The organism is Acinetobacter sp. CAU_H_56 (assembly GCF_058599425.1).
The window spans coordinates 2,693,358-2,719,020 of record NZ_CM178654.1 but is presented as its reverse complement, the minus strand read 5'-3'; the positions used below and the strand labels follow the sequence as shown (position 1 = coordinate 2,719,020).

Here is a 25,663-nt window from a genome sequence, read left to right as displayed (position 1 = left end):
TCTGGATTTATCTCAACTTAGATAAAGAACCAGTAAATAAACAGGGAAACCAGCACCACACACATCACATTCAGGACAAAGCCGACTTTCATCATCTCTCTTTGAGGAATATGGCCGCTACCGAATACAATCGCATTCGGTGGGGTGGCTACAGGCAACATGAAGGCACAAGAAGCACCGATCCCGATCACAATTACCAGAATTTCTTTAGGCATACCCATCTGGTCGGCAATGGCCGCAAAGACCGGAACCAGTAAGGCAGCCGAGGCAGTATTACTGGTCAGTTCGGTCAGGAAGATGATGAAGGTTGCCACCACAAAGATAATCATTAAAGGCGAGGCATCACCAAAAGCATTTGCCAGTGTTTGACCTAAAACCAGAGAACTGCCTGAATCCTTCAAGACAGCACTTAAGGTCAAGCCGCCACCAAACAGGTAGAGCACACCCCAATCGGTATTTTCAGCAACCTGTTTCCATGTAGCCGTACCCAGAATCACTACCATACAGGCCGCCAGAATCGCGATCCAGGTATCGGGCTGTGAAATGCCGAAATTTTCAGTCAATTTTTTACTGAAAATCCAGGCAGTCGCGGTACAAAGGAATAAAATCATGGTGGCAATACGGGTCGTGGTCCAGGGAATATTTTCAGTGACAAAATTCACCTTATGATTCAGTTTTGGACGTAGCACCAGATACAGGCTTACTAACATTGCCGGCAGGATAATGAACATCATTGGCAGGCCGACTTTCATCCAGTCAGCGAAGTCATAACCGAGGGCTTTGGCTGCAATCGCATTTGGTGGAGAACCAACGATAGTGCCCAAGCCACCAATACTGGCCGAATAGGCAATCCCGAGCAGAATAAACACAAAGGTTTTACGATCTTTTTCAACATCCAGATGCGAAAGTAAACCCAGCGCTAGGGGCAACATCATGGCTGCGGTGGCGGTATTGGAAATCCACATCGACAGTGCAGCAGTCACTAAAAATATGGCCAGTACCGAAGCACCAAGATGTCCACCGGAAAGCGAGATAATCCATGTGGCAATTTTCTTATCCAGTTTCTGGATATGTAGCGCCGAGGCTAGGGCAAAACCACCAAAAAACAGGAAGATAGTGGGGTCTGCAAAAGTAGTCAGTGCTGCTTGTGTGGTAATTGGTTCCAGTTCATCGCCTTTGGCCATGGGCATGGCGAGGACGACTGCCAGTATGGGTACCAACAGGGCAGTAATGGTGATGTGAATCGCTTCGGTCAGCCATAAAATGGCGATAAAGGTCAGTAAGGCCAATCCCTTGTTGGCATTTTCGTCATAAGGCAAAATATGATACAAGCCATAAGAGATCACTGCAGCGATCACAATTAAAATCCAGCCTTTGCGAATTCCTTTTGGCATGGCATCAGTCGGGGTGCGTAAAGGGTCGTTCATACAACCTCCTTGCTCAACTTTTTTATTTAAAAAGCGTTTTTGAAATTCTTATAAAAGTAAATATGTGGTTTGATTAAAAAAGATATTATTTAAACAGTATAGTAGAGTGTTGTAATAATCCCACACTTTGCCAAAGTGCGTAAATCCCCAGTCCAAATAGAAAAAACAGCACTAGATATTTGAAATGTTGCTGGGAAAGTCGATGCCGTATTTTTCCCCCTAACCAGACGCCGATGAGTGCAAATAATGTGATTCCGAGCAGGATATGTCGCTGATGGGTTTGCAAAGAAATGAGGATCGGGAAAAGTAAGGTCAGCTGAACCAGCTTGCTGGCAATAAAGTTGAGATTACTGATAATCACAATATCGGTTTTGGAGAGCTGACAGCTAAGCAGATACATCATCAGGAAGGGGGCCATGGCGTTGGTTGCGCCTCCGATCATGCCAGCCAGTAAACCGAATCCCAGCATACTGAGCTGGCTGCTACTGACCCGAAGCGGAGTAGAACGTAACTGATCCAGTACATAGAAAATAATCACCAGACCCAGCAATAATTTAAGATAGCCTTCATTGATCCAGATGAGTAGTTTAACCCCTATCACGCTACCGACCAGACTGCTGAGCATGAGTGGCCAATAGCGTGAGGCATAATAGCGAATGCTCTGCAACAGGCTATGTTTTGGATCACTATTGAGCATCCAAAGATTCAATAACAGGCAGGGGAGAATCACCAGGGTGACTGCTGTACTTAAGGCATATTCACTGGATAAGGCAGCCGTACTCAGCATAGGAAAGCCAAAGCCACTGACCCCATGCAGTAATGCCGCGATCGCACACAGCCAAAGCACAATCCATTCTGCCTGCGTCATCTGAAATCCATTTCAAGAATAAAGCATCAACTTATCCTGAATAGGCGAGCAGGGTAAAGCATAAAATGGTAATAAGACCAAAACCTAAAAATCAGGCAAAAAAAACCACGATCTTTTGGGGGAAGGACCGTGGCATAAAAATTTCACCATATGAATATTTAGGTGAAAGAGGAAACGATTTTATCGGTAGTCTTTATCCTGATTTACTGTGCGCACAGGATGTTCATAATCAGTTCTACTCGCGGCATAATCAGGCATAGAATTCTTTTTTGGCATCACTAACCATAGAACCAGATAAACTAAGATACCCGGGAAAGCAGCACTCATGACCGAAATAATCACGAAGATCAAGCGTAATAAATTTGCGTTCCAACCAAAACGTTCAGCAATACCACCCATTACACCTGCAATCATGTTTGAGCGGTTAGAGCGATATAAACCAACATTGGCCATCCAAGTCTCCTGATAGAAAAAATAAGGTTGAGTCTAAAAAATGACTCGTATTTATAAGAATGGAGTTTTATCTGAATTTTTAAAGTATCTATTGAAAATAAATTCGTTAAGTAATGTTACGGGAGATTAAATAATCCTTAAAAAATCACTAAGATCATAAAAATTCCATTGAATTCATTATTAAAATTTATAATTTTTCAGTGAGTCGTCTGCCTATATAGATGTGCACCCCTTCAGGTATGTTTTTAAAATGAAATCGAATGTATCGCATCATTTAAGTGGTTTGTGCCGGCTTGGATTTGTGTTGGGAAGTGTTGCAGGACTGATTGCCTGTGATGACCATCAAAGCAAACCCTTACCTGATACTACGAAAACTTTGGCACAAGATGGCGTAGTCATCTCCGCTGCCAACGAAAGTTATGATACCCGTAATGCTAAATCGCTCACCCAGACTGCAACCTATAATGCATTGCCTGTAGAACCAAATGTCGATCCTAAACCTTTACCGGATTATGCCAAAAGCTATGTCGGGCGTTATCTTACCCAGATTGATTGTGACGGGCGGTTTGCACCTTGTACGGAAGGGAAGTCGGTGTTTATTTTGACTTTATTGCCAGATGGTACAGTGCATCGCAGTATCGTGCATTATGGCAAAGTCTTTGTGAATAATTCCAGACGGGTTCAGACCGAAAGCAATGTGACCTATCGTAAGGATCGCTGGACGATTAATCCGGAACAAACTGAACTGATCGTGGACCGTAAAGAAGGAGCAAAGTTCTACTATATGATTAAAAGCCCAACCCATCTGGTCATGAATCTGGAAAAAATTTATGACGAAAAAGAACGGGCAAACCAGCAATTATTTGATCAGGGTTATCCTGCGCCTTCTAAAGCGTATGAGCTGGTCAAAGATTCTGAATTTAAAATCACTGAATAAAAGCGATAAAGTCTCTAAAGAATTTAAAAACAGCATAAATGAAAATGGCGATTTTAAAATTGTCAGGATGAACTGCGCTTAAATAAAAAGAATGAACTGAATAATATAGGAAATATTATAAGAATATTGAAAGAAGAAAATAAATATAGAGGGGAGAATGGTGGGCCGTCCGCGACTCGAACGCGGGACCAATGGATTAAAAGTCCACTGCTCTACCAACTGAGCTAACGGCCCATTCGGGTAATCAAAGTAGCTTTGATTGAAGTTTCTAAAAAGAGATTTTAGAAATGATGGTGGGCCGTCCGCGACTCGAACGCGGGACCAATGGATTAAAAGTCCACTGCTCTACCAACTGAGCTAACGGCCCATCAGGGGATATCAAATTTAATGGTGGGCCGTCCGCGACTCGAACGCGGGACCAATGGATTAAAAGTCCACTGCTCTACCAACTGAGCTAACGGCCCTGAACCAACAATTAAGCAAGGCTTAATCGTGCAGTGCAAGAGAAACTAAAAAGTTCTGAAAGCACCACTTTGTTTGATGGAGCGTATTGTAGCAAGATCTCATTGCAGCGCAAGTAAAAAATAACAAAGTTGCCTATGTTTGATTATAAATACAACAATTCTGCTTTATCTAAACAAAAAATAGGCAACTTCAGCACTTAGAAACGATATTGATAGGCTTGAATGTTCTCAAAAATTTCTTGAGTCAGTTCACAATATGCATCGCTCCCTGGCAATAAAACCAGCAGGCGTTCATCGGTCTTGTTTGGATCAAAAGCCTGTTCTTTCAGTTTGTTTTTCTGATACTTGAAGGTACCGGTCGTTTCTACCTGCTTTTGAATGCGTAAAAAAACCGGAACTGCATATGCAGGCAGACAGCGTTTAAAGGTGCTGACCATATTTTTCAGGTCTTGCTCATCCAAGGTGCTTCCCGGTTGCAGGGTAATCGCAGCCATGCCGGCACGGCCATTGGTATTCGGAATTTCTACGCCATAAACCACAGCTTCGATAATTTTGTCATACTCGGTCAGCATGTTTTCGACTTCAGTCGTTGAAACATTTTCACCTTTCCAGCGGAAGGTATCACCGAGACGGTCGACAAACTGGGCATGACGGAAACCGATATTACGCACCAGATCGCCCGTATTGAAGTAGGAATCGCCTTTGCTGAACACGTCATGCATGATGACTGCCTTGTTCTTTTCCGGATCGGTATAGCCATCGAAAGGGGAGCGGCGGGTAATTTTACCAATCAATAAACCGGTTTCACCTTTTTTCACCCGTTTGCAGCGACCTTTGGCATCACGCACAGGCTCATTTTTATCTTTATCAAATTCGATAATGGCATAAGGTGTTGGTGAAAAACCAACAGTATTGTCAAAGTTAAAGACATTGCTGAAACCGACATTACCTTCGCTCGAGGCATACAGTTCCAGTACTTCCTTGATGCCAAAACGGGATTTGAATTTATCCCAGATGTTCGGGCGCATGCCATTACCAATCATCTTAGTAACGCGGTGGCCCTTTTCCAGTTCAGACGGTGGTGCATCCATCAGGTAGCGGCAAAGTTCACCGACATAACCAATCGCAGAAGCATCGAACTTTTTGACATCTTTCCAGAAGGAAGAGGTAGAGAATTTACGGCGGATGGCAAAAGTACTGCTTCCGGCAATGACTCCACACCAGCACACCACAATGCCTGTCGCATGATAAAGCGGCAGGGTGCAGTACATCACATCATCTTTATTCAGGTTCAGGACGTGGCCATAGGTGCCATAGGCGAGTGTCCAGCGGCTATTGGTAAAGACCACCGCTTTAGGTAAGCCGGTGGTACCTGAAGTATAGATATAGAACAGGCCGTCTTTGCCTTGTACTAAATGCGTAGTCGGTGTATTGAATTTCGGGAACTGGTCAATCTGTTCTGCCAGGTTAATAAAACCTTCAGGTGCCTGTCCGGCATTTTCTTGTGTATTCTGATCGGCAAACCAGTGGAAACGGTCAGCAGCAATATTGAGATCATGACGGATTTCATCAACCGCAGCCCGGCACTCTTCACCGACAATGACCGCAATCGGTTTCACCAGATTAATACTATGTGTCAGGACTTTGCCGACCTGAGAAGTATTCACCAGCGCAATCGTGATGCCCAGCTTGGCTAGACCAATCACGCTGGCAATAAACTCCGGACGGTTCTCGACCATCACGGCCACCACATCACCTTTCTGTGCACCGAGAGAGAGGTAGAAATGTGCGATCTGGTTCGCCCAGCCATTTAGGTGAGCATAGGTATAGGACTGATCCTCAAAACGTAATGCAATACCTTCAGGATTACGCTGTGTTGCTTTTTCAAAAGCTAAACCCAGGCCTGCGGGCGTATTGGGAGTACGTAAATAAGCCTGTCGCAGTCCGTTCAGCAGATTAGGGACCTTACTGATGAAGGCAGGGATTTTGGCTGCGACATCTGCAATGCCAATAAGATCGGGTTGGTTCGTCTGGGTCATGGGCGTCCTATTATTTTTCGTATCCAATGCGTTTAATTTATATGCAATAAACGGATGATAGCCATCTTTTAGCGTGTTGAAACTAGAGTAATCAACCTATTCTGACAAAATCTAGCAAAAAAAACCTAGCCACCGAAATGACTAGGTTTTTTTAGTTAACTGCAATTGGGCGAATTATGACTCAGTTGCAGTATTGGTTTTTTTCGGTGGACGGCCACGTGGACGACGTGGGCGGGCAGCTGGTTTTTCAGCTTTTGCTACAGTTTCTTCAGCTTTATCGGCTTCCGGAGTTTCGGTAGGTGCAGCTTCGTTTTCTGCTGGAGTTGCTTCAGCTGTAGTCGTTTCAGTGACTTCTTCAGCTGGAGCCTGTTCAGCTTTCGCAGTTTCTACAGGCGCTTCAGCAGCTGGTTCAGGAGTTTGAGTGGCTTCAGTTGTATCAGCACTTTCCACTGCGGCTACTGGAGCTTCAGCAGGTGCAGCTTCAGCACTTTCAACTTTCGCTTCTTCCGCTGGAGCTGTTGCTTCTGCAGCAGGTTCAGCCGCAGTAGATTCTGCTTCAGCTTGTGCTTGCTGTTTAGCCTGCTGTAACGCTTGCTCGGCAGCCAGTTTAGCGAGACGGCGACGCTCACGTGGATCATTCGCCACACGTTTCTCTGAAACCGGTGCAGGCGGAGTTAAATCCAGCACAGGTGCAGGTTCTGCTTCAGGTTGTGCTTTGCTGACTTCTACATCGCGAGTTACAGGTTTTTTCTCTGTAGTCGCAGTCGAAACAGTTGCTAAAGTCGCATTATATTCCTGCGTGAACTTTTGCAATGCACGGTTGAAGGTTGGTAACAGACCAAACTGTTCAATCAGGACTGAACAGTCTTCACCATAAACATGGCGAATCAGGCTGCCAATGGTGTATTGGCCAAGTGTTGGTACCTGTGATGGTGTCAATTGCTGAGTTTTTGCCTGTTGGCCTTGTGCAGCACGGCGGTCGCGACGACGTTGACGTGGGTCATTGCTGGCACGCTGTTTTGATGATGACTGAGCTTCAGGCGTTTTCTCTGCAGGAGCAGATGCAGTCACTTCAGCCAGGAACTCTTCCGCAGCTGGTGCTTCTACAGGAGCATCGGCAGGGGCAGTCACTTCAACAGCAGGTTTTGCGACTGGAGCAGTGTCATTCAATGCCACAATTTCGCTTTTCGCCTCGTCAATATTTACCACCATTGCTGTTGGCATCACTTCTTTACGAGGAGCATCGACCAGTTCCACACGAACTTGCTTTTCATTGACTGCTGGCGCTTCAACGGCAGCAGGTGCTTGAGGTGCAGCTTGTTCATTCAGAACACTTGGATCGCGGTGGCGATTTGGACGTTCTGGACGTTGCTGGTTGCGACGGTCACGACGTGGCACGTTTTGCTGTTGCTCATTGCCGTGAGCTTCGTTTTGCTGTGCAGACTCGTTGTGGTGCTGACGGCGAGAGTTGCGTTTGTTTTCACGCGCTTCCTGACGTTGTTCCTGACGAGAAACCTGAACCACTTCTTCATGCACCTGATGTTGTGATGCATTATCAGACTGTGCCTGTTCACGTGGCTCTTTGTGCTTGTTGCTACGTGCTTTCTTGTTATGACGCTGTGATTTCTCTTCACGTTCAGCTTTTTCAGACTGATCACGCTCTGGTTTATGAGCTACGGTCGAAGGCGCTAGATAAGCATTACCGGTAGTTACCGGTGCTGCAATAGTTGCTGGCTGTGCAGATACTGCTGGTGTTACAGGAGCAACCTGGCCGAACTGACCACGACTCACTGCACCGCCATTCACCATCTGTTCGATGGCAGCAGCTGCATTATTCGCCGTGCGAGATTGATCAACAGTAGTTGCCTGTTTTTGTACGAACAGGTTTTCTAACCATGCACATGGGCTTGCTGCAGGTGCTGCAACTTGAGCAGGTGCCTGTTGTGCAACAGGTGCTTGCTGTACGTTTTGCTGATTCTGGTTATTGCGGCGTTTATTGTTTTTGCCGTTGTTTTGCTGCTGTGCAGGTGCTGGTGCAGCGGTATGCGTATGTTCTTCTTCTAAATGCCACTCAGAAGACTCATAACCCAGTTCTTTTTCGCTTGAACGGGTTGCTTCAGTACGCTCGTAACTTGTCGGTGCGAAACCTTCAGGATTATACGAAATTTCGTAATGAGGTGTTTCCAAGTGTGGATGTGGAAGTACAGTTACGCGTGTATTTGAAGTTTGTTCCAGATATACCAGACTATGACGTTTTTCATTCAGCATGAATGCTGCAATTTCTACTGGTACTTCAACCTGAACTTCACCATGACGTTCACGAAGGGCGATTTCTTCCACTTTACGCATGATTGAAAGTGAAAGAGAGCGCAGGTCACGGACCATACCCGTACCATGACAGCGTGGGCAGACATAACCAGTTGCTTCTTCTAGTGAAGGACGCAGACGTTGACGGCTCATTTCCATCAGGCCGAAACGAGACAGTTGGCCAAACTGGATACGTGCACGGTCGCTTTGTGTTGCTTCACGCAGTTTTGCTTCTACCATACGCTGGTTACGGTCTTTGGTCATGTCGATGAAATCGATGACAACTAAACCACCGATATCACGTAAACGTAATTGGCGAGCAATTTCTTCAGCGGCTTCAAGGTTGGTATTTAACGCTGTATCTTCAACGTCCTGACCACGAGTTGATTTTGCCGAGTTGATGTCGATTGAAACTAAAGCTTCAGTTTGGTCGATCACGATCGAACCGCCTGAAGGCAGTTTTACTTCGCGTTCATAAGCAGTTTGGATTTGGCTTTCGATACCGAAATGCGCAAACAAAGGCTCATTCAATGTATAAGTTTTTAGTTTGTCTAACTGAAGCGGCATTACTGCTTTAACGAAGTTATAGGCTTCGTTATAGGCCTGCTCAGAGTCAATCAGGATTTCTGCTACATCATCACGCAGGTAATCACGGATCGCACGAGTTACCACACCTGCTTCTTGATGGACCAGCATAGGTGACGGGCCTGAATTTGCAGTGCTTTGGATTTGTGCCCAAAGGTCTAGCAAATGTTGCAGATCAAGCTGTAATTCTTCTTGAGAACGGCCAATGCCTGCTGTACGAACAATGACGCTCATACCACGTGGCACATTTAAAGATGCAAGCATTTCTTTCAGTTCTTCACGTACTGAACCGGAAATCTGACGGCTGATACCGCCACCTTTCGGGTTGTTTGGCATCAGAACCAGATAACGACCAGCTAAAGAGATGAAAGTTGAAAGGGCAGCGCCTTTATTGCCGCGCTCTTCTTTTTCCACCTGAACCAGAAGTTCAGTTCCTTCAGTAATCAGTTCACGAATATTTGAAGTTTGGCGAGGATCGGCTTTGTAATAAGAGTTTGCGATTTCACGCATAGACAGGAAGCCTTGGCGACCTGCGCCGTATTCAACGAATACAGCTTCTAAAGAAGGTTCAACGCGAGTCACGTGACCTTTATAGATATTAGATTTTTTTTGTTCACGGGTACGATTCTCTAAATCGAAATCGTAAAGACGCTGACCAGTGACAAGTGCAACGCGAATTTCTTCGGCATGTGTTGCATTAATCAACATACGTTTCATGGGTGTAACACCTTATAGTGATACACAGCAAAAAATCGCTATTCACGTAGCGAACATCACACATCACGGATCAATGGCCCAGATCTCCAATGAGTTTCATTGTGGTCTGAGTCTTTTATTCCCGGCGTCTACTTGAATATAGATCAGCTTCGGTATTTTGATTCACGTATTGATGATGGCAATACGGCTTCAATCTTTAAACGATTAAAGTCACCTGAACGTTTCACTGGCGGACAAGCGGTGCATTAGATGTGAGTAACTTTCACTGTCACATTGCTCGAAGATCATCCCTTCTTTATAGAAAGTGTCTTGATACGGAATTGTCGTCGTATCTTTACAAACTGTGCAGATCCAATGCATCAAACGCTGTAGCCTGAAGTCGTCTTCAGGGTGCGACTAATCTGATGTGTATCAGTTTACGTTTAAAAACCAACTAGGTTGGCGACATATTTTTTCAGACAAACTGATTTATGTACCTGAGGTACAATTAAACGCAACAGTTTGCTTTGTTTGCCGATATAATAAGCCTTCGGCGTCGGCATAATTCTTTTGGGACCTTCCCGTATCATGTGAGTCTTTAATTGAATAATCAAGTTCAGAGAAATCTGAAATGCTTCAACTTTTACTCACAAACGATGGTTTCCGTGCGCTGACTATATCAAACCTTGCATCATCTGCCTATGGGCTAAGCTTATGTTTCTTGTGTAAAGCATAACCTAAGTGATCAGTTTTTAATCAATTTTAGTAATTTTTGGGTCATAGTAACTGTATGAATTCTACACAACAATGGCAAAGCGTCACTTGGTTTGAAGTGGATGAACATCAAGATGGACAGCGAATCGATAATTTCCTGTTCAGTCGTCTGAAAGGGGTGCCTAAAAGTCGGATTTATCGTCTGATTCGTGAAGGACAGGTTCGCGTCAATAAAAAACGCATTAAGGCCGAAACCAAACTGGCGATTGGTGACCAGATTCGTGTGGCACCGATTCGTTATGAACAAAAAGATGAGTCAGAAGCGCCGATTTCGGACAAGGTGGCTCAAGGTCTTCTGTCCCGTGTGGTATATGAAGATGAAGGCCTAATGGTCGTCAATAAACCATCGGGTATTGCCGTGCATGGCGGTAGCGGTGTGGCGTATGGCCTGATTGAAGGTTTGCGTGCTGCAACGGGGAAAAAATACCTGGAACTGATTCACCGTATTGACCGTGACACCTCTGGTCTGGTGATGATCTCGAAAAAGCGTAGTACCTTAAAAACGCTACAAGATTTATTACGTGAACATAAGATTAAAAAAACTTATGCCGCTGTCGTGAAAGGACAGGTAACGCTGGATAAGCAACTCATTGATGCACCTTTACACCGTTATGAACTTTCTAATGGTGAGCGTCGTGTACGTGTCTCTAAAGAAGGCAAAGAGTCTAAAACTCAGTGGAATGTGGCAGAGCGTTTTATGCATGCGACACTGGTGTATGCTTCTCCATTGTCTGGTCGTACCCATCAGATTCGTGTACATGGTTTAAGTATTGGTCATCCGTTAGTGGGTGATGAGAAATATGGTCACGAGACTGAATATCGTGGACCAAAACCACGTCGTTTATGTCTGCATGCGATGCGTCTGGAAATTCCGGGTTATCCAACGATTGAAGCACCTTTGCCTGAAGATATGCAGAGTCTTGTGGCTCAGCTTCGTGCACAAAAGGCAGATAAGGTGGTAACGCCTGTAGAAGATGACGAGTAATTTTTAGCTTTTTAATGAGTCTTATCTTGCTTTACTTGAGTGGGGGAATTCCTCTTTTTATTAAGGAGGGTTAGGGAATTCAAGCCAATTGTTAAATAAATGAAAGGCGACATGGATGTCGCCGTTGCGCTGTGGTATAGAGACGTACCATCAGCGTAACAAAGGATTTTTGCTACTTTTCATCCTTGAAAAGTAGATAATACCTATACGAAAACAGTTCGTCATTGAAGCTGATCGAGGTTATGAATTAATTTAACCTCTCCTAGAAGGAGAGGGGATATTAAGAAAGCTTATTCATGTTTTGAAATTCCATACGAGAAGTAACGAATCTTCCTCCACTGAATCAAATACTAGGAACCTTATATGAATTCATCTGTAAAACTGGTCATTTTTGATTGGGATGGCACTTTATTTGATTCAGTAGGTCAGATCGTGTCGAGCCTGCAGTTTGCCGCGCAGCAGTTTCAGCAACCGCTGACTGATGCAGATGCGAAAAGCATTATTGGTTTGGGTTTGCCAGAAGTAGCACAACGACTATTCCCAAGCGTGCCAGAATTACATGCCGATATTTTGCAGGCCTATTCAGATCATTATGTGGCGAATTCAGTGAATGATGCCTGGTTCGATGGCGTGTCTGAAATGCTTTATGCATTAAAGGATGAAGGCATTAAATTAGCAGTCGCTACCGGTAAAAGTCGTAAAGGTTTAGACCGGGTACTCAAACAAACGAATAGTCTGGAACTATTCCATGCCACTCGTGCTGCCAGTGAAACCCGCTCCAAACCTGATCCTTTAATGCTGGCTGAAATTCTGACTGAAACTGGTGTTAATGCGCATGAAGCGATTATGGTGGGGGATACATCTTATGACCTGGAAATGGCGATGAATATTGCCATGCCAAGTGTAGGCGTGACTTATGGCGTACATACACCGGAAACTTTGGCACAGTTTAATCCACTGTCGATTGTGAATGACGTCAGCAGTTTGCATGACTTTTTATTGGCTAAAGTCCAATGGAAAGAAGCCATTTAATTCAGTATCTTAGTCATTATTCAAGATCCGGCATTTTCTGAAAAGGAAGATGCGGATCAATGCTGTAGATTTAAACAACTGGTCTTATCTTTTAGTCTAAAGTTGTGATTACAGTGGTTTTGTTCTGTCATGATTGTTGAGTTATTTAGTTGGATATAACTTAATTCATAATTATAAGATTATGTTTTTAATTAATTTTTATAAATTTAATTTATAGATAATAGCTATTGCAAAAAATAAAATAACTATTGGCATTCACGTCGTATTTTTCTCATCCTAAAACTGTTTATTCATATGCCCGTACTAGGCGCAATTGTTTATTGGAATGATCGAAATGATCAGGTCAGAATATTTTGCCTGTCTTAGTTCTCGGCATAAGCCTCATTTTTGCAGTTTAAGGAAACATTGATGTCGAATTCTGCTGTTGTTGAATCAGTTGCACAAGCATTACGTACTGCTGAACTCTCAAAAACTGCGATCGCACCGATTCGCCCGGAGCTTGGTGGTGAAAGTGCTGACGTAGATATTGCCTATGCCGTTCAGGAAGTAAATACCGAGCGTGCTCTGGCGGAAGGTCGCCGTCTGGTAGGTCGTAAAATTGGTTTGACATCGAAAGTGGTTCAAGCACAGCTTGGCGTAGATCAGCCTGACTTCGGTATGTTGTTTGCCGACATGGCCTATGGCGATGGTGAAGCAATCCCTGCAGGTTTGCTGATTCAACCAAAAGTTGAAGCTGAAATCGCATTGGTCATCAAAGAAGACCTGACTAAGGCAAAACACATGTATGCAGACATCATCAGTGCAACTGACTATGCATTGCCTGCTGTAGAAGTGGTCGATAGCCGCATCGAAAACTGGAAAATCAGCCTGATTGATACCGTAGCTGATAACGCATCTTCTGCTGCATTCGTTCTGGGCTCTAAACCGGTCAAACTGGAAAACCTTGATCTTGTGAACTGCAAGATGGTCATGACACGTGGCGACGAAGTCGTTTCTCAAGGCGTAGGTAAAGCATGTCTGGCAAACCCATTAAATGCTGCTGTATGGCTGGCTGATGAAATGGTACGTCGTGGTCGCCCATTATTAAAAGGCGACATCATTTTGACTGGTGCTTTAGGTCCAATGGTTGTGGCTCAGCCGGGCGATGAATTCAAAGTTGAAATTGAAGGCTTTGGTTCAGTAACAGCTGCTTTTGCTGCTGAATAAGGGAATACAAGAGAGTACATTCATGAAAAAGATTAAATGTGCATTGATCGGTCCAGGTAACATTGGTACTGATTTGCTTTATAAACTGCAACGCAGTGAATGGTTAGAACCAGTATGGATGGTGGGGATCGACCCGACTTCTGAAGGTCTGGCGCGTGCAGCGAAAATGGGTTTAAAAACTACGGCTGAAGGCGTAGATGGTTTGCTTCCTCATGTAATCGAAGACGATATCAAAATTGCATTTGATGCAACTTCTGCTTATGTACATGCTGAAAACAGCCGCAAGCTGAACGAACTTGGCGTGTTAATGATTGACTTAACACCTGCTGCAATTGGTCCTTACTGCGTACCACCTGTCAACCTTGAAGCATTGCTTGAACAAGGTGAAGTGCCAAACGTAAATATGGTGACTTGTGGCGGTCAGGCAACTATTCCTATGGTTGCTGCGATTTCTCGCGTTCAGCCTGTAAATTATGGCGAAATCATCGCGACTGTATCGACTAAATCAGTTGGTCCTGGTACACGTAAAAACATCGACGAATTCACCCGTACTACTGCTGGTGCAATTGAGAAAGTCGGTGGTGCGAAACAAGGTAAAGCGATCATCATCATTAACCCGGCTGAGCCACCACTGATGATGCGTGATACTGTTCACTGTCTAGTAGAAGGTGAGCCAGATCAGGCAGCGATCACTGAATCTGTACATGCGATGATCAAAGAAGTTCAAAAATACGTACCAGGTTACAAACTGGTGAATGGTCCAGTATTTGATGGCAACCGCGTATCGATCTTCCTTGAAGTTGAAGGTCTGGGTGACTTCCTGCCGAAATATGCAGGTAACCTCGACATTATGACTGCAGCAGCTGCACGTACCGCAGAAATGTTCGCAGAACGTGTTTTAAATGCAGTTGAAGCTTAAGGAGCACCTTCATGTCTAAGATTATTATTAATGATATGACTTTACGTGATGGTATGCATCCAATGCGCCATCAAACTACACCTGAGCAAATGGTTGCGATTGCAACTGCTCTGGATGATGCAGGTGTACCTTTAATCGAGGTAACACACGGTGACGGCCTTGGCGGTAACTCTGTAAACTACGGTTTCGCAGCTGCAACTGATGAAGAATACCTGAAAGCAGTGATTCCAAACCTGAAACAAGCAAAAGTGTCTGCACTTTTACTTCCTGGTATTGGTACGGTTGATCACCTGAAAATGGCGCATGATGTAGGTGTAGCAACTATTCGTGTAGCGACTCACTCTACTGAAGCAGATGTTTCTGAACAGCACATTACTGCTGCTCGTAAACTGGGTATGGACACTGTGGGCTTCCTGATGATGGCTCACATGGCAACACCTGAAAAATTGCTTGAAGAAGCACAAAAAATGGTGTCATACGGTGCTAACTGTATCTATGTGACTGACTCTGCTGGTTATATGCTTCCGCAAGACGTGACTGACCGTGTAGGTATCTTACGTGCTAACTTGGGTTCAGATATCGAAATCGGTTTCCATGGTCACCACAACTTAGGTATGGGCGTAGCTAACTCTGTTTCTGCTGTACAAGCGGGTGCAACACGTGTTGACTTGGCATCTGCCGGTCTGGGTGCTGGTGCGGGTAATACGCCACTTGAACTGTTTGTTGCGGTTGCCAATCGTATGCAAATGGAAACTGGCGTTGACCTGTTTAAAGTACAAGACGTTGCAGAAGATCTGATCATCCCAATGATGACACACCAGATCCGTGCAGACCGTGACGCTGCAACTCTAGGTTATGCTGGCGTTTACTCTTCATTCCTGCTGTTCGCTAAACGTGCTGAAGCGAAATATGGCGTATCTGCTCGTGAAATTCTGCTTGAGCTTGGTCGTCGTGGCACCGTTGGTGGTCAGGAAGATATGATTGAAGATTTGGCATTGACTATGTCTAAAGCGAAAGAGCTTCAAGCTTAATAGTTAAAAGCTAAATTTTAAAAAAAGCGTCCGAAAGGGCGCTTTTTTATTTATTTGAATAAAATGAATAAGATATTAAAACGATAGAATAAGATATTTTAATTATTACTATTTATTTTACGAAAATAATCAAACACATTTCCTTAAACATAAAAACGATAAATAAAAAGTTATTTTTAAATTATAAATAAATAATGGCTGTTTATATAAGAGAAAACATGGATTTATATTGATTATCTGGTTAATTTTTTATTTTAGTTAATTGTTTATAAATATAAGTCTTTTTCAAATTTCAGCATACTTATTCTATCTATAGAGATTAATAGAAAAATTTTAATACTGTAGTCGGATTTTTAAAAAAACTAGAGTTGAGCATGATAGCGGCATAGCTTAATTTGATTACTAGGAATAAGCCATGCGTCGTCAAAACTTATGGATAGCAATGCTTGCTGCAACAGCAAGTTTAGGAACAACTGCAGCGAATGCAGATTTTATTGACGATAGTAATGTCCAGCTTAAATTTAAAAACTTTTATCTAGATCGTCAGTATCAAGATGATTTTTCTTCACGTAATTGGGGTTCTTGGTCACAAGGTGTGACTTTGGATGCGAAGTCAGGCTATCACGATATCGGTGGTGGGGTGCAGGTTGGTGCAGATGTTTTGGTTCAACATGCAGTTAAACTCAAAGGCCGTGATCAAAATCCGGATTGGGTGTTGCCTCACGATGGTAAAGAATCTAAAGATCATTTTGGTAAAGTTGGCGCAACCTTAAAAGCTAAAGTTTCTGAGACAGAGCTGAAAGTAGGTGAATTATTGCCTGTATCTCCAGTGCTGGTATTTGATCCATCCCGTCAGCTCATCACTACTTATAGCGGTGCATGGTTAGAATCTAAAGAGATCAAAGATACCAAACTGACTTTGGCTTATATTGATAAAATTAATAACCGTTACGACAATCAGTTCCGTGATTTAGCTTTATTTTCTCCTGGTAAAACTTTACCTGATGGTACACAAGGTCATTATGACTTAGGTCCTGAATCTGATGGTATGTGGATTGCCGGTGTAGATCACCAGTTCACGCCTGAAATTGGTGGTAGCTACTGGTATGCAGATGTTCAAGACATCTACCAACAGCATTACTTGGGTGTGAATTACAAAACTGCGCTAGGCGAAAAAACCAAATTAGATAGCCATGTGCGTTATTTTGATAACTCAGATTCAGGTGACAAACTGTATGGTGATATTGATAATCAGGCATTGTCAGTAGGGGTAAAAGTTAACCATGGTGCGCATACCGTAGGTCTGGGTTATCAGCAAATGTTTGGTGATACTGCATTTCCAACACTCGGTGGCTGGGTGCCGCAGCCTTATCTGGTGAACTGGGGCGTTGCAACCTTTACTGCACCAGAAGAAAAGTCATGGAATGTTTCTTATGGCTATGACTTCTCTGAAGTCGGTTTGAAGGGCCTGAATGCTACAGCGATTTATTTTAAAGGATACGATCAGAAAGGTACTGGGGCCTATCAAGGTCAGAATTTCAATACCGATGAGGTGAATGCGATCATCAACTACACTGTTCCAGAGGGTAAGTTAAAAGGATTAGGCATTCAAGCGATGTATATCGATGTGAATTTTGCTAATCCTACTAAACCAGATCTTCAAGAATACCGCGTAGCGACGACTTATACCCATAAATTCTAAGTTAAGCGCATTTTAAGGGCAGTCAGTATTCTGGCTGCTTTTTTTTGAATTGAGAATCTAGTCAAAACCTTAAATTAAAAAAGGTTTTAAATTTAAAATAGTCAATTAAAACAAACACTTAAATAATATAATTTTTGTAGTATGCAATCGTAATTTTATATCAGTTGAAGACAGTAGAGCGGTTAATATAAGACGGTAAAAAGATCATTTTTAATGAGTCAACTTGACGTCGAGTTCTCGTCATCGAGGAACACGCAAGCAAGAAACTGTAAGAGGAATCATGATGAGCACTGTTCAAATCCCTGATTATAAAACAGATCCTTTCTTCGGCTTAGAAGACAAATGGATTGAAACTGCAGAAGGTGAGTTGACTCACTACCATGAAATTGGTGAAGGTACGCCTATTCTGTTCCTGCACGGTTCAGGTACGGGTGTGTCTGCTGCTGCAAACTGGTGGTTAAACCTGCCTTCAATCGGTGAACAAGCACGTTGTATCGCGATCGATACGATTGGTTATGGTCAAACTGTGGTTGCACCAGGTACTGCTTATGGTATCCGTGCATGGGTCGATCACGCTGTACGTACTTTAGACGCTTTAGGTATCGAAAAAACCTGGTTAGTGGGTAACTCTCTGGGTGGCTGGTTGGCATTCCAGATGGCACTTGATTATCCTGAACGTGTTCTAGGTATCGTGTCTATGGGTACTGGCGGTGCAAAACAGACTGCTGCGCTGAAAGCACACGCAAACCCAGTATTAACTGAAGAAGGTATCAAGAAAACCCTGTCTATGTTCGTGGTGAACAAAGATCTGATCACCGACGAACTGGTTAAAGTACGTTTTGCTTCTGCTGCAAATGACTATGCATCAAATCGTTTGATGGATGTAGTGGGCGCACGTGACCGTGACCGTTTCGAATTCCCGTTAGACTTTGAAAAAATGAAAGACATCACTGTACCTGTATTATTGATTCACGGTACTCAAGACGTGGTCATTCCGGTTTCTCGTACATGGGATATCCTGAACATTGTGCCAAATGCTGATGCGCATATCTTCAGTCAATGTGGTCACTGGTCTCAAGTTGAAAAATCAGATGAGTTCAATACTGTGATCAAAAACTACCTGGCTGTACACGGCGTAAAATAAGTCGTACTCAGTTTAAAAAAAGGATGGCTTCGGTCATCCTTTTTTTCTTTCTAAAATATTTAATTTACAGCTGCCAAATGAACACCATTTCCTTCAGTAAATTTTTTAAACATTTTTAATGCTTTTTAGCTATTAATCAGAATTTCAAAAATTAAAATGGGCCTTAGACTTCTTATTAGACTTAAGTTGTAAAAGAAGCCTAATTCGAGCAAAAATTAAACCTAATAAGCCATGGTCGGAGATGTTGGAAGCCAAGCTAGATATGGCCTGTCATAGGAAAAATGAATATAAAATGAAATTTTGATCAGAAAAAATAAAAACAAAAAAGCACACGTATTCTCAGAGGAAATTACGTGTGCTGCTATAAAAATAGAAAATTAATGTGGTTCGTCGCGGTTAATGTCTAGGTAGAATACGCGAGTCAGGAGTTCCAGGAACTTCTTCACTGCGACTGAATTAGTATCCTTGCGATAGCTAACATACAGATCTAAAAAGGGAAGTTCTACATCCAGCGGGCGGATCACAGTATTGTTCATGGTCAATGGCGCGATATAGCCTGGCAGGATGGTACAGCCCAAGCCCATACCAATCGAGTTGATATTGAACAGGATATTATCAGCCTTTTGGACAATATTAAATTCAATCCCGTTGGCTTTGGCAAAATCCAGAATAGTATGATGCAGGGTCTGTGACTGTTCTGCAGATGGAATAATAAAATCTATGCCATTCAGTAACTTAACTGGAATTCGGTCGTATTTTGCTAAAGGATGATCTTTCGGCAAAATGAAGATCAATGGCTCACGAATGACAAACTGGCTTTCAATTTCATCACTATGGAAATTGTGACGGGTAAAGGTCAGATCCAGTTCGCCTTTCTTCAATAATCGCATTTGCTCATTATTGTTCAGACTGAGCAATTCAATTTTTAAATCAGGGTTTTGCACACGCAGATTCGGCAGGATATACGGGAAGATTTTCATCTCCGCGACAGGGACGAAACCGATGCGCAACATCTGCTGCTTGGCTTGTGAAACCTGACGCGCCATGGCAATCGCCTTGTCGGCTTGTGCCAGCGTTAGGCGGGCCTGTTCAAGGAATACAGCACCTTCTTCGGTCAGTTCGACTTTACGCTTGGTACGGTGTAGCAGTTTGACACCGACATCTTCTTCCAAATCTTTGATTTGCTGACTGAGTGATGGCTGAGCCGTGTAAAGTTTGAGTGCTGCCTTACTGAAGTTGAGTTCTTCAGCCACAGTAATGAAGTAGCGGAGGTGTCGTAATTCCATATCATCAGCCCGTCGAGTAATCCAAAAAATGTCTTACTATAATTTCAGAAGAGTATAATCTATAAACAACTATGTCGTGAAGATTATTTTGTCATTTAGAAAGTAAATGCCTTGGAGGGATTGATTAGTGTTTTAATATAAAAATACACGCCTAGAATAATTGCTTAAAACTATTAATTGAAACAAAAAAAATATTTCCCCAAAACCGCCCTAAAATCCATCATCGTTGAAAAGTTGAGTCTATTACTTTGTGCCATAACTGGTCACAGGAGAGCTTTTCATGAGTGGAAAAATTGATGTGCGCGAAATCGACGCTTTAGTCGATGCACAAAATGGACGTATCACGCCATCTATCTATACAGATCCTGACATTTACGAATTAGAACTTGAACGTGTCTTCGGTCGTACATGGTTATTCCTTTGCCATGAAAGCCAAATTCCTAAGGCTGGCGATTTCTTCAATACCTACATGGGTGAAGATCCGATCATCGTGGCACGCCAAAAAGATGGCTCAATCAAAGCATTCTTAAACCAGTGCCGTCACCGTTCTATGCGCGTAAGCTTCGCAGACTGTGGTAATACACGTGCGTTCACTTGCCCATACCACGGCTGGTCATACGGTATTGACGGTTCTCTAAAAGACATCCCGCTTGAAGATCGTGCTTACCCACATGGTGCATGTAAAGAGCAATGGGGTCTGGTAGAAGTTAACCGTGTTAAATCATACAAAGGCCTGATCTTCGGATGCTGGGATGAAACTACGCCAGATCTAGAAGAATACATGGGCGATATCGCTTGGTACCTGGACGGTGTTGTAGATCGTCGTGAAGGCGGTACTGTGATTGTGGGTGGTGTACACAAATGGGAAATCGAGTGTAACTGGAAATTTGCAGCTGAACAGTTCGCATCTGACCAATATCACGCGTTGTTCTCTCACGCATCTGCAATTCAGGTGCTTGGTGCGAAACCAGACGACGAATCTTCTAAGAAATTAGGTGCTGCACAAACTGCTCGTCCAGTTTGGGAAACTGCCAAAGACGCGATCCAATACGGTTCACGCGGTCACGGTTCAGGCTTCTTCTTCACAGAGAAACCAGATGCAAACGTATGGGTTGATGGTGAAGTTGCAAACTACTTCCGCGAAACTTACGAAGAAGTGAAAGAACGCCTAGGTGAAACTCGTGCACTGCGTCTAGCTGGTCATAACACCATGTTCCCTACATTGTCTTGGTTGAACGGTACTGCAACACTTCGCGTATGGCACCCACGTGGTCCAAACAAAACTGAAGTTTGGGCATTCTGTATCTGTGATGCGGACGCGCCAGAAGATGTACAAGCAGCATTTGAACGTTCTGCAACTCGTGCCTTCGGTCCTGCTGGTTTCCTAGAGCAAGATGACTCTGAAAACTGGATCGAAATCCAAAAAGTTTTACGTGGTTACAAAGCACGTCAAAACAAACTCATTATGGAAATGGGTAAAGGCAACGAGAAAGTACGTGAAGATGGTATCCCGGGTATCACTAACTATATTTTCTCTGAAACTGCAGCACGTGGTATGTACCGCCGTTGGGCAGATTTATTGATTCATGAAAAATGGGAAGACGTTGAAGCTGCGGCTGACGAATACGAGAAGGAGCTTATGAAATGAGTCAAATCAGTTTAGAACTTCATCACCAAATTAGTCAGTTCCTATATCAAGAAGCCAAGCTTCTTGATGACTGGAAATTCCGCGAATGGTTAGACACGCTGGCTGAAGATATTTCTTACACGCTACGTACTACACCAAACGCTCAAACGCGTGACCGTCGTCGTTCAGTTGAACCACCTACAACTTGGGTATTCAACGATACGAAAGATCTTCTGGAACGTCGTGTTGCTCGTCTGGAAACAGGTATGGCTTGGGCTGAAGAGCCTCCATCACGTACCACTCACATGGTGAGCAACGTGATTGTTGAGCCGACTGAAGTTGAAGGCGAATACGATGTGTACGTGACATACCTTCTGTACCGTACCCAGAAAGAGAAAGACGTTACGATTTATTGTGGTAAACGTCATGACAAGATCCGCAAAGTTGAAGGCGGCCTGGGCTTCCAGATCTTCAACCGTAAGATCACGCTTGACCAAGTTACCTATAACTCACATAACCTGAGTGTGTTCTTCTAATGAATAAGATTTTTGTTTGCCAAGTTGACGAATTAGACGAAGGCGAAGCATTAAAAGTGGATTGCGGCGTAAACGGTATCGAAGCGCTTGCAGTATTCAACAACGGTGGCGAATTCTTCGCAATGAACGACCGCTGTTCACACGGTAATGCTTCTATGTCTGAAGGCTACCTTGAAGACGACGGTACAGTGGAATGTCCACTTCATGCAGCTCGTTTCTGTTTGAAAACAGGTCAGGCACTTTGCTTACCAGCAACTGACCCAATTCAAACATTCCCGGTTGTACTTGAAGATGGTGCGTTATACGTAGAGATGGCAGGAGAGTAATCATGGGTTGGCTACAAGGCGAAGTTGCACTGATCACTGGTGGTGGTTCAGGCCTCGGTTGGGCACTGGTAGAACGTTTCCTGGAAGAGGGCGCACAAGTGGCCGTTCTTCAACGTTCACAGTCTAAAGTCGATGCACTGAACGCACATTTTGGTGACCGCGTGCTGGCAATCGCAGGTGATGTGGCCAGCTATGAAGACAACGTCCGTGCTGTTAAAGCGACTGTAGAGCGTTACGGTAAACTCGACTGTTTCGTGGGTAATGCCGGTATCTGGGATCACTATGCAGATATCGTCAATACTTCAGGTGAGCAGCTGGAAAAAGCCTTTGATGAGATTATGGGGATTAACACCAAATCTCTGATCTTAGGTGCGAAAGCTGCACTTGATGAGTTGGTAAAATCTGAAGGTTCGATCATTTTCACACTGTCAAATTCTGCATTGTATTCTGCAGGTGGCGGTCCGGTTTACACTGCATCGAAACATGCCGGTGTAGGCATTATGAAAGAACTGGCTTACGAACTTGCACCTAAAGTACGAGTCAATGCCGTTGCGCCATCAGGTATGAATGTGAACATCAAAGGTGCTGCATCTTTAGGTCAAGAAAATCTTGGCCTGCTCGATGCACGTGATCCTGAGAAAATCGCACGTGGCATGCCACTGAATTTCTTACCTGAGCCAGAAGATATGACAGGTTCATATGTGCTCTTGGCATCTCGTCAAAATAACCGTCCTTTGACTGGTGTTCTGATCAATGCAGAATGCGGTCTGGGTATTCGCGGCTTACGTCAGCCACGTGCCGGTTTCTTTGACGAATAAAAATCTAGTCTGAAATGGACTTTTCGGCAGCCTGTTCTTGGCTGCCTTCCTTTTAAGGAGTCTCTCATGGCCGTTAAACTTATTTGTGCATCGCACAGTCCTTTAATGGAATTTGCTTCGCCGCAGGAAAAACGCAAAGAACAGGCCGTTCGCGAAGCGTTTGAAAAACTGTCTGCTGAAGTAAAAGCTTACGACCCAACCCTGATCATTACCTTTGGTCCTGACCATTTCAATGGTTTTTTCTATGACCTGATGCCAAGCTTCTGTGTGGGCATTCGCGCGACTGCTGCAGGTGACTGGGACTATGGTAAAGACAATGCACACATTGATGTACCAGAAGACAAAGCACTGGGCTTGGTCCGTCGTGTACTCGATGAAGGTGTGGACGTTGCGTATTCTTACCGTATGCAAGCTGACCATGGTGTGACTCAGCCATTGCACTTCCTGTGCGACGGCAAACTTGATCGTTATCCAACGATTCCAATTTTCATTAATGGCGCTGCAGCACCGATGCCAACCACCAAGCGTACCATCGCTTTAGGCCGTGCTGTAGGTCAGTTCATCAAATCTCTGAACCTTGAAAATGAGCGTGTACTTGTTCTGGGTACAGGTGGTCTGTCACACGATCCACCAACTCCACAAATGGGTTCTGTACCTCCAGAAGTGGAAGAGTTCCTGATTGCAGGTCGTAACCCGACACCTGAAGCACGTAACGCGCGTCAGTCAAAAATCATTGCTGTGGGCCAGAGACTGGCAGCAGGCGACACCTCTGTTGCAGTTCCTCTGAATGCTGAATGGGATATCACATTGCTTGAAAAATTCAAGAATGCTGATTTCGCTGCACTGGAAGCCATGACTGAAGCTGAAATCCGCCGTGATGGTGGCCGTGGTGGGCAGGAAGTTCGTTCGTGGATGGCTGCTTTTGCTGCTTTAAGCGAAATGGGCGAGTACGAAATGACAACGCACTGTTATGAAGAAATCAGTGAATGGATTGCGGGCTTCGGCATCGTATCTGCAGAGTTAAAAGGTTAAAGACATGAGCAACATCGAAACCATCGTAATTGTAGGTGCTGGCCAGGCAGGTGCAAGCGCGATTTTAGAACTTCGTGGCAACAAATACGAAGGTAAAATCATTCTGATCGGTGATGAAACGCATCTTCCTTATGAGCGTCCACCACTGTCTAAAGACGTGATTCTAAAACCTGAAGAAACCAAGATTGAAATTTTGTCAGAAGAAAAACTGGCGGAACTTGGTGTAGAAACCATTCGTGGCAATGGCGTGAAAAAAATCAACGCTGAAGCGAAAACGGTTGAACTTCAAAATGGTGACGTTGTTGCTTATGACAAACTGTTGCTTGCTACAGGCGGCGCAGCACGTCGTCTGCCAAACTTCGATGCGTTGGGCAAACACGTTTATACGCTGCGTAACCTGGAAGATTCACAGGCACTGGTGCCTGTATTGCAATCAGGCCGTCGTATTGTCTTGATCGGCGGTGGTGTGATTGGTCTGGAACTGGCTTCTTCTGCACGTTTCAAAGAGTGTCAGGTAACTGTGATCGAAATGGGTCCTATGGTCATGGGTCGCTGTTCGCCACGTATTCTGAGCGAGTTCCTGCTTGAACAACAACGTTTGGCTGGTATCGACGTTCGCCTGGAAACCAAGATTGTAGATTGCAAACTTGACGGTGAAGAAGTGGTTATTACCCTTGAAGGTGGTGAAGAGCTTCGCGCTGATGCTGTAGTTTATGGTATTGGTATCGTGCCAAATGCACAATTGGCAGTTGAAGCAGGTCTTGATGTTGATTTCGCGATTAAAGTGAATGAAAACTGCCAGACTTCAAATGCAGATATTTATGCAGCGGGTGATGTAGCAACTCAACTTCGTAAATGTGGTAACCATCGTCGTGTCGAAACCTGGGAAAATGCCAATCTGCAAGCAGGGATCTTTGCGCGTCATGTGATGGGCGTTGAACATCCGACTCCAAATCCAGCTTGGTTCTGGACAGATCAGTTGGATATCAATTACCAGTTCGTAGGTGATATGGCGGCTGCTGAATGGCAAGTTCGTGGTGAAATCAATCCAGAGCTTCGCGCTGACTCATCATTCGTGATGTTTGGTGTGACTGATGGCGTTATTGTTGGCGGTATTACTGTAAATGCGGCAAAAGAAATGCGTCACCTGAAAAAGCTGATCAGCAAGAATGCAGCGTTTGAAGCAGATAAATATTTAGATCTAAGCCAGGATCTTCGTAAACTTGTGAAATAATTTGCTTTATTGATAAGTTTACAAAAGGGCAGACCTTAGGCAACTTGGGTCTGCTTTTTTATGGCTACTGTTTTAGTAAAATTACTGTCGCTAATTACATTATGAATGGGTATTTTTTGAGTAAGTGATTCTTACTTTTCAAAGGTGATGAGAAGTATGACTTCGCAAAACAAAAATCTTTTGATGATTTAAGGATATATCCCTATATCCCAGTTTAGCGGCGGCATCCCTGCCG

Annotated in this window: 21 protein-coding genes and 3 tRNA genes; 15 read left to right on the top strand and 9 right to left on the bottom strand. The window is 43.9% G+C overall.

What is annotated here, in order from left to right; genetic code table 11:
• Nucleotides 1-17: 17 nt before the first annotated feature.
• The 3 genes from AC4MCC_RS12845 to AC4MCC_RS12835 all read right to left on the bottom strand — a co-directional run bounded on the left by AC4MCC_RS12845 (nucleotide 18) and on the right by AC4MCC_RS12835 (nucleotide 2,748).
• On the bottom strand, nucleotides 18-1,427 hold the full coding sequence (locus AC4MCC_RS12845) for an SLC13 family permease (protein ID WP_419363773.1): 1,410 nt from the start codon (nucleotides 1,425-1,427) through the stop codon (nucleotides 18-20).
• 85 nt (nucleotides 1,428-1,512) lie between these two features.
• The gene (locus tag AC4MCC_RS12840) at nucleotides 1,513-2,295 is read right to left on the bottom strand and encodes a sulfite exporter TauE/SafE family protein (protein WP_419375038.1); all 783 of its coding nucleotides are present in this window, start codon (nucleotides 2,293-2,295) and stop codon (nucleotides 1,513-1,515) included.
• Between the two features lie 180 nt (nucleotides 2,296-2,475).
• Nucleotides 2,476-2,748: a PspC domain-containing protein gene (locus AC4MCC_RS12835; RefSeq protein ID WP_419363769.1), complete on the bottom strand. Its 273-nt coding sequence runs from the start codon at nucleotides 2,746-2,748 to the stop codon at nucleotides 2,476-2,478.
• 250 nt (nucleotides 2,749-2,998) lie between these two features.
• Here AC4MCC_RS12835 and AC4MCC_RS12830 point away from each other — a divergent pair, with 250 nt between their 5' ends.
• Nucleotides 2,999-3,685 (top strand): hypothetical protein, encoded by a 687-nt coding sequence (locus AC4MCC_RS12830; protein ID WP_491880541.1) that lies wholly within the window; start codon nucleotides 2,999-3,001, stop codon nucleotides 3,683-3,685.
• 158 nt (nucleotides 3,686-3,843) lie between these two features.
• Here the strand turns inward: AC4MCC_RS12830 and AC4MCC_RS12825 are convergent.
• The 5 genes from AC4MCC_RS12825 to AC4MCC_RS12805 all read right to left on the bottom strand — a co-directional run bounded on the left by AC4MCC_RS12825 (nucleotide 3,844) and on the right by AC4MCC_RS12805 (nucleotide 9,797).
• Nucleotides 3,844-3,919, bottom strand: a tRNA-Lys gene (locus AC4MCC_RS12825).
• 57 nt (nucleotides 3,920-3,976) lie between these two features.
• Nucleotides 3,977-4,052, bottom strand: a tRNA-Lys gene (locus AC4MCC_RS12820).
• Between the two features lie 21 nt (nucleotides 4,053-4,073).
• A tRNA-Lys gene (locus tag AC4MCC_RS12815) sits at nucleotides 4,074-4,149 on the bottom strand.
• Between the two features lie 197 nt (nucleotides 4,150-4,346).
• Nucleotides 4,347-6,188: a long-chain-acyl-CoA synthetase gene (locus AC4MCC_RS12810; RefSeq protein WP_419363766.1), complete on the bottom strand. Its 1,842-nt coding sequence runs from the start codon at nucleotides 6,186-6,188 to the stop codon at nucleotides 4,347-4,349.
• Nucleotides 6,189-6,362: 174 nt separating this feature from the next.
• On the bottom strand, nucleotides 6,363-9,797 hold the full coding sequence (locus AC4MCC_RS12805; RefSeq protein ID WP_491880542.1) for an Rne/Rng family ribonuclease: 3,435 nt from the start codon (nucleotides 9,795-9,797) through the stop codon (nucleotides 6,363-6,365).
• 99 nt (nucleotides 9,798-9,896) lie between these two features.
• Here AC4MCC_RS12805 and AC4MCC_RS12800 point away from each other — a divergent pair, with 99 nt between their 5' ends.
• From AC4MCC_RS12800 to AC4MCC_RS12765, 8 genes are all read left to right on the top strand, one after another.
• Entirely contained in the window at nucleotides 9,897-10,046 is a 150-nt protein-coding gene (locus AC4MCC_RS12800) for a hypothetical protein (RefSeq protein WP_180018640.1), read from the top strand.
• A gap of 520 nt (nucleotides 10,047-10,566) precedes the next feature.
• Entirely contained in the window at nucleotides 10,567-11,535 is a 969-nt protein-coding gene (locus AC4MCC_RS12795; RefSeq protein ID WP_419363762.1) for an RluA family pseudouridine synthase, read from the top strand.
• Between the two features lie 363 nt (nucleotides 11,536-11,898).
• Complete coding sequence (locus AC4MCC_RS12790) at nucleotides 11,899-12,567, top strand: HAD-IA family hydrolase (RefSeq protein WP_491885401.1); 669 nt, start codon at nucleotides 11,899-11,901, stop codon at nucleotides 12,565-12,567.
• Nucleotides 12,568-12,975: 408 nt separating this feature from the next.
• On the top strand, nucleotides 12,976-13,773 hold the full coding sequence (locus tag AC4MCC_RS12785) for a 2-keto-4-pentenoate hydratase (RefSeq protein ID WP_491885400.1): 798 nt from the start codon (nucleotides 12,976-12,978) through the stop codon (nucleotides 13,771-13,773).
• Between the two features lie 22 nt (nucleotides 13,774-13,795).
• Nucleotides 13,796-14,692 carry an acetaldehyde dehydrogenase (acetylating) gene (locus AC4MCC_RS12780; protein WP_491885399.1) on the top strand — a complete coding sequence of 299 codons (897 nt, stop codon included), beginning with the start codon at nucleotides 13,796-13,798 and terminating at the stop codon, nucleotides 14,690-14,692.
• A gap of 11 nt (nucleotides 14,693-14,703) precedes the next feature.
• Complete coding sequence (dmpG, locus tag AC4MCC_RS12775) at nucleotides 14,704-15,723, top strand: 4-hydroxy-2-oxovalerate aldolase (RefSeq protein ID WP_125279391.1); 1,020 nt, start codon at nucleotides 14,704-14,706, stop codon at nucleotides 15,721-15,723.
• Nucleotides 15,724-16,138: 415 nt separating this feature from the next.
• A complete protein-coding gene (locus AC4MCC_RS12770; RefSeq protein WP_491885398.1) occupies nucleotides 16,139-17,425 on the top strand; it encodes an OprD family outer membrane porin in 1,287 nt (428 codons plus the stop codon).
• 283 nt (nucleotides 17,426-17,708) lie between these two features.
• Nucleotides 17,709-18,569 (top strand): alpha/beta fold hydrolase, encoded by an 861-nt coding sequence (locus AC4MCC_RS12765; RefSeq protein WP_004781813.1) that lies wholly within the window; start codon nucleotides 17,709-17,711, stop codon nucleotides 18,567-18,569.
• A gap of 377 nt (nucleotides 18,570-18,946) precedes the next feature.
• Here AC4MCC_RS12765 and hcaR read toward each other — a convergent pair whose 3' ends face one another.
• Nucleotides 18,947-19,855 (bottom strand): DNA-binding transcriptional regulator HcaR, encoded by a 909-nt coding sequence (hcaR, locus tag AC4MCC_RS12760; RefSeq protein WP_419363753.1) that lies wholly within the window; start codon nucleotides 19,853-19,855, stop codon nucleotides 18,947-18,949.
• A gap of 280 nt (nucleotides 19,856-20,135) precedes the next feature.
• Between hcaR and hcaE the strand changes: the two genes are divergently transcribed.
• From hcaE to hcaD, 6 genes are all read left to right on the top strand, one after another.
• On the top strand, nucleotides 20,136-21,503 hold the full coding sequence (gene hcaE / locus AC4MCC_RS12755) for a 3-phenylpropionate/cinnamic acid dioxygenase subunit alpha (protein WP_004781815.1): 1,368 nt from the start codon (nucleotides 20,136-20,138) through the stop codon (nucleotides 21,501-21,503).
• Nucleotides 21,500-22,018, top strand: a complete 519-nt coding sequence (gene hcaF, locus AC4MCC_RS12750; protein WP_004781816.1) for a 3-phenylpropionate/cinnamic acid dioxygenase subunit beta — start codon at nucleotides 21,500-21,502, stop codon at nucleotides 22,016-22,018. Before hcaE ends, hcaF begins: the two co-directional genes overlap by 4 nt.
• Entirely contained in the window at nucleotides 22,018-22,344 is a 327-nt protein-coding gene (hcaC, locus tag AC4MCC_RS12745) for a 3-phenylpropionate/cinnamic acid dioxygenase ferredoxin subunit (protein ID WP_004781817.1), read from the top strand. The genes hcaF and hcaC overlap by 1 nt, the downstream gene beginning before the upstream one ends.
• Before the next feature lie 2 nt (nucleotides 22,345-22,346).
• The gene (gene hcaB / locus AC4MCC_RS12740; protein WP_004781818.1) at nucleotides 22,347-23,162 is read left to right on the top strand and encodes a 3-phenylpropionate-dihydrodiol/cinnamic acid-dihydrodiol dehydrogenase; all 816 of its coding nucleotides are present in this window, start codon (nucleotides 22,347-22,349) and stop codon (nucleotides 23,160-23,162) included.
• A gap of 66 nt (nucleotides 23,163-23,228) precedes the next feature.
• A complete protein-coding gene (locus AC4MCC_RS12735) occupies nucleotides 23,229-24,194 on the top strand; it encodes a 3-carboxyethylcatechol 2,3-dioxygenase (protein ID WP_419363750.1) in 966 nt (321 codons plus the stop codon).
• Nucleotides 24,195-24,198: 4 nt separating this feature from the next.
• Entirely contained in the window at nucleotides 24,199-25,428 is a 1,230-nt protein-coding gene (gene hcaD, locus AC4MCC_RS12730) for a 3-phenylpropionate/cinnamic acid dioxygenase ferredoxin--NAD(+) reductase subunit (RefSeq protein ID WP_491876218.1), read from the top strand.
• The last annotated feature ends 235 nt before the right edge of the window (nucleotides 25,429-25,663 follow it).

Coding starts and splice junctions, on each gene's coding strand:
- AC4MCC_RS12785 (WP_491885400.1), top strand. CDS start 12,976: ATGTCGAATTCTGCTGTTGTTGAATCAGTTGCACAAGCATTACGTACT.
- AC4MCC_RS12765 (WP_004781813.1), top strand. CDS start 17,709: ATGAGCACTGTTCAAATCCCTGATTATAAAACAGATCCTTTCTTCGGC.
- AC4MCC_RS12790 (WP_491885401.1), top strand. CDS start 11,899: ATGAATTCATCTGTAAAACTGGTCATTTTTGATTGGGATGGCACTTTA.
- AC4MCC_RS12780 (WP_491885399.1), top strand. CDS start 13,796: ATGAAAAAGATTAAATGTGCATTGATCGGTCCAGGTAACATTGGTACT.
- dmpG (WP_125279391.1), top strand. CDS start 14,704: ATGTCTAAGATTATTATTAATGATATGACTTTACGTGATGGTATGCAT.
- AC4MCC_RS12845 (WP_419363773.1), bottom strand. CDS start 1,427: ATGAACGACCCTTTACGCACCCCGACTGATGCCATGCCAAAAGGAATT.
- hcaF (WP_004781816.1), top strand. CDS start 21,500: ATGAGTCAAATCAGTTTAGAACTTCATCACCAAATTAGTCAGTTCCTA.
- AC4MCC_RS12770 (WP_491885398.1), top strand. CDS start 16,139: ATGCGTCGTCAAAACTTATGGATAGCAATGCTTGCTGCAACAGCAAGT.
- hcaR (WP_419363753.1), bottom strand. CDS start 19,855: ATGGAATTACGACACCTCCGCTACTTCATTACTGTGGCTGAAGAACTC.
- AC4MCC_RS12810 (WP_419363766.1), bottom strand. CDS start 6,188: ATGACCCAGACGAACCAACCCGATCTTATTGGCATTGCAGATGTCGCA.
- hcaB (WP_004781818.1), top strand. CDS start 22,347: ATGGGTTGGCTACAAGGCGAAGTTGCACTGATCACTGGTGGTGGTTCA.
- AC4MCC_RS12805 (WP_491880542.1), bottom strand. CDS start 9,797: ATGAAACGTATGTTGATTAATGCAACACATGCCGAAGAAATTCGCGTT.
- AC4MCC_RS12795 (WP_419363762.1), top strand. CDS start 10,567: ATGAATTCTACACAACAATGGCAAAGCGTCACTTGGTTTGAAGTGGAT.
- AC4MCC_RS12840 (WP_419375038.1), bottom strand. CDS start 2,295: ATGACGCAGGCAGAATGGATTGTGCTTTGGCTGTGTGCGATCGCGGCA.
- hcaC (WP_004781817.1), top strand. CDS start 22,018: ATGAATAAGATTTTTGTTTGCCAAGTTGACGAATTAGACGAAGGCGAA.
- AC4MCC_RS12735 (WP_419363750.1), top strand. CDS start 23,229: ATGGCCGTTAAACTTATTTGTGCATCGCACAGTCCTTTAATGGAATTT.
- AC4MCC_RS12835 (WP_419363769.1), bottom strand. CDS start 2,748: ATGGCCAATGTTGGTTTATATCGCTCTAACCGCTCAAACATGATTGCA.
- hcaD (WP_491876218.1), top strand. CDS start 24,199: ATGAGCAACATCGAAACCATCGTAATTGTAGGTGCTGGCCAGGCAGGT.
- AC4MCC_RS12830 (WP_491880541.1), top strand. CDS start 2,999: ATGAAATCGAATGTATCGCATCATTTAAGTGGTTTGTGCCGGCTTGGA.
- hcaE (WP_004781815.1), top strand. CDS start 20,136: ATGAGTGGAAAAATTGATGTGCGCGAAATCGACGCTTTAGTCGATGCA.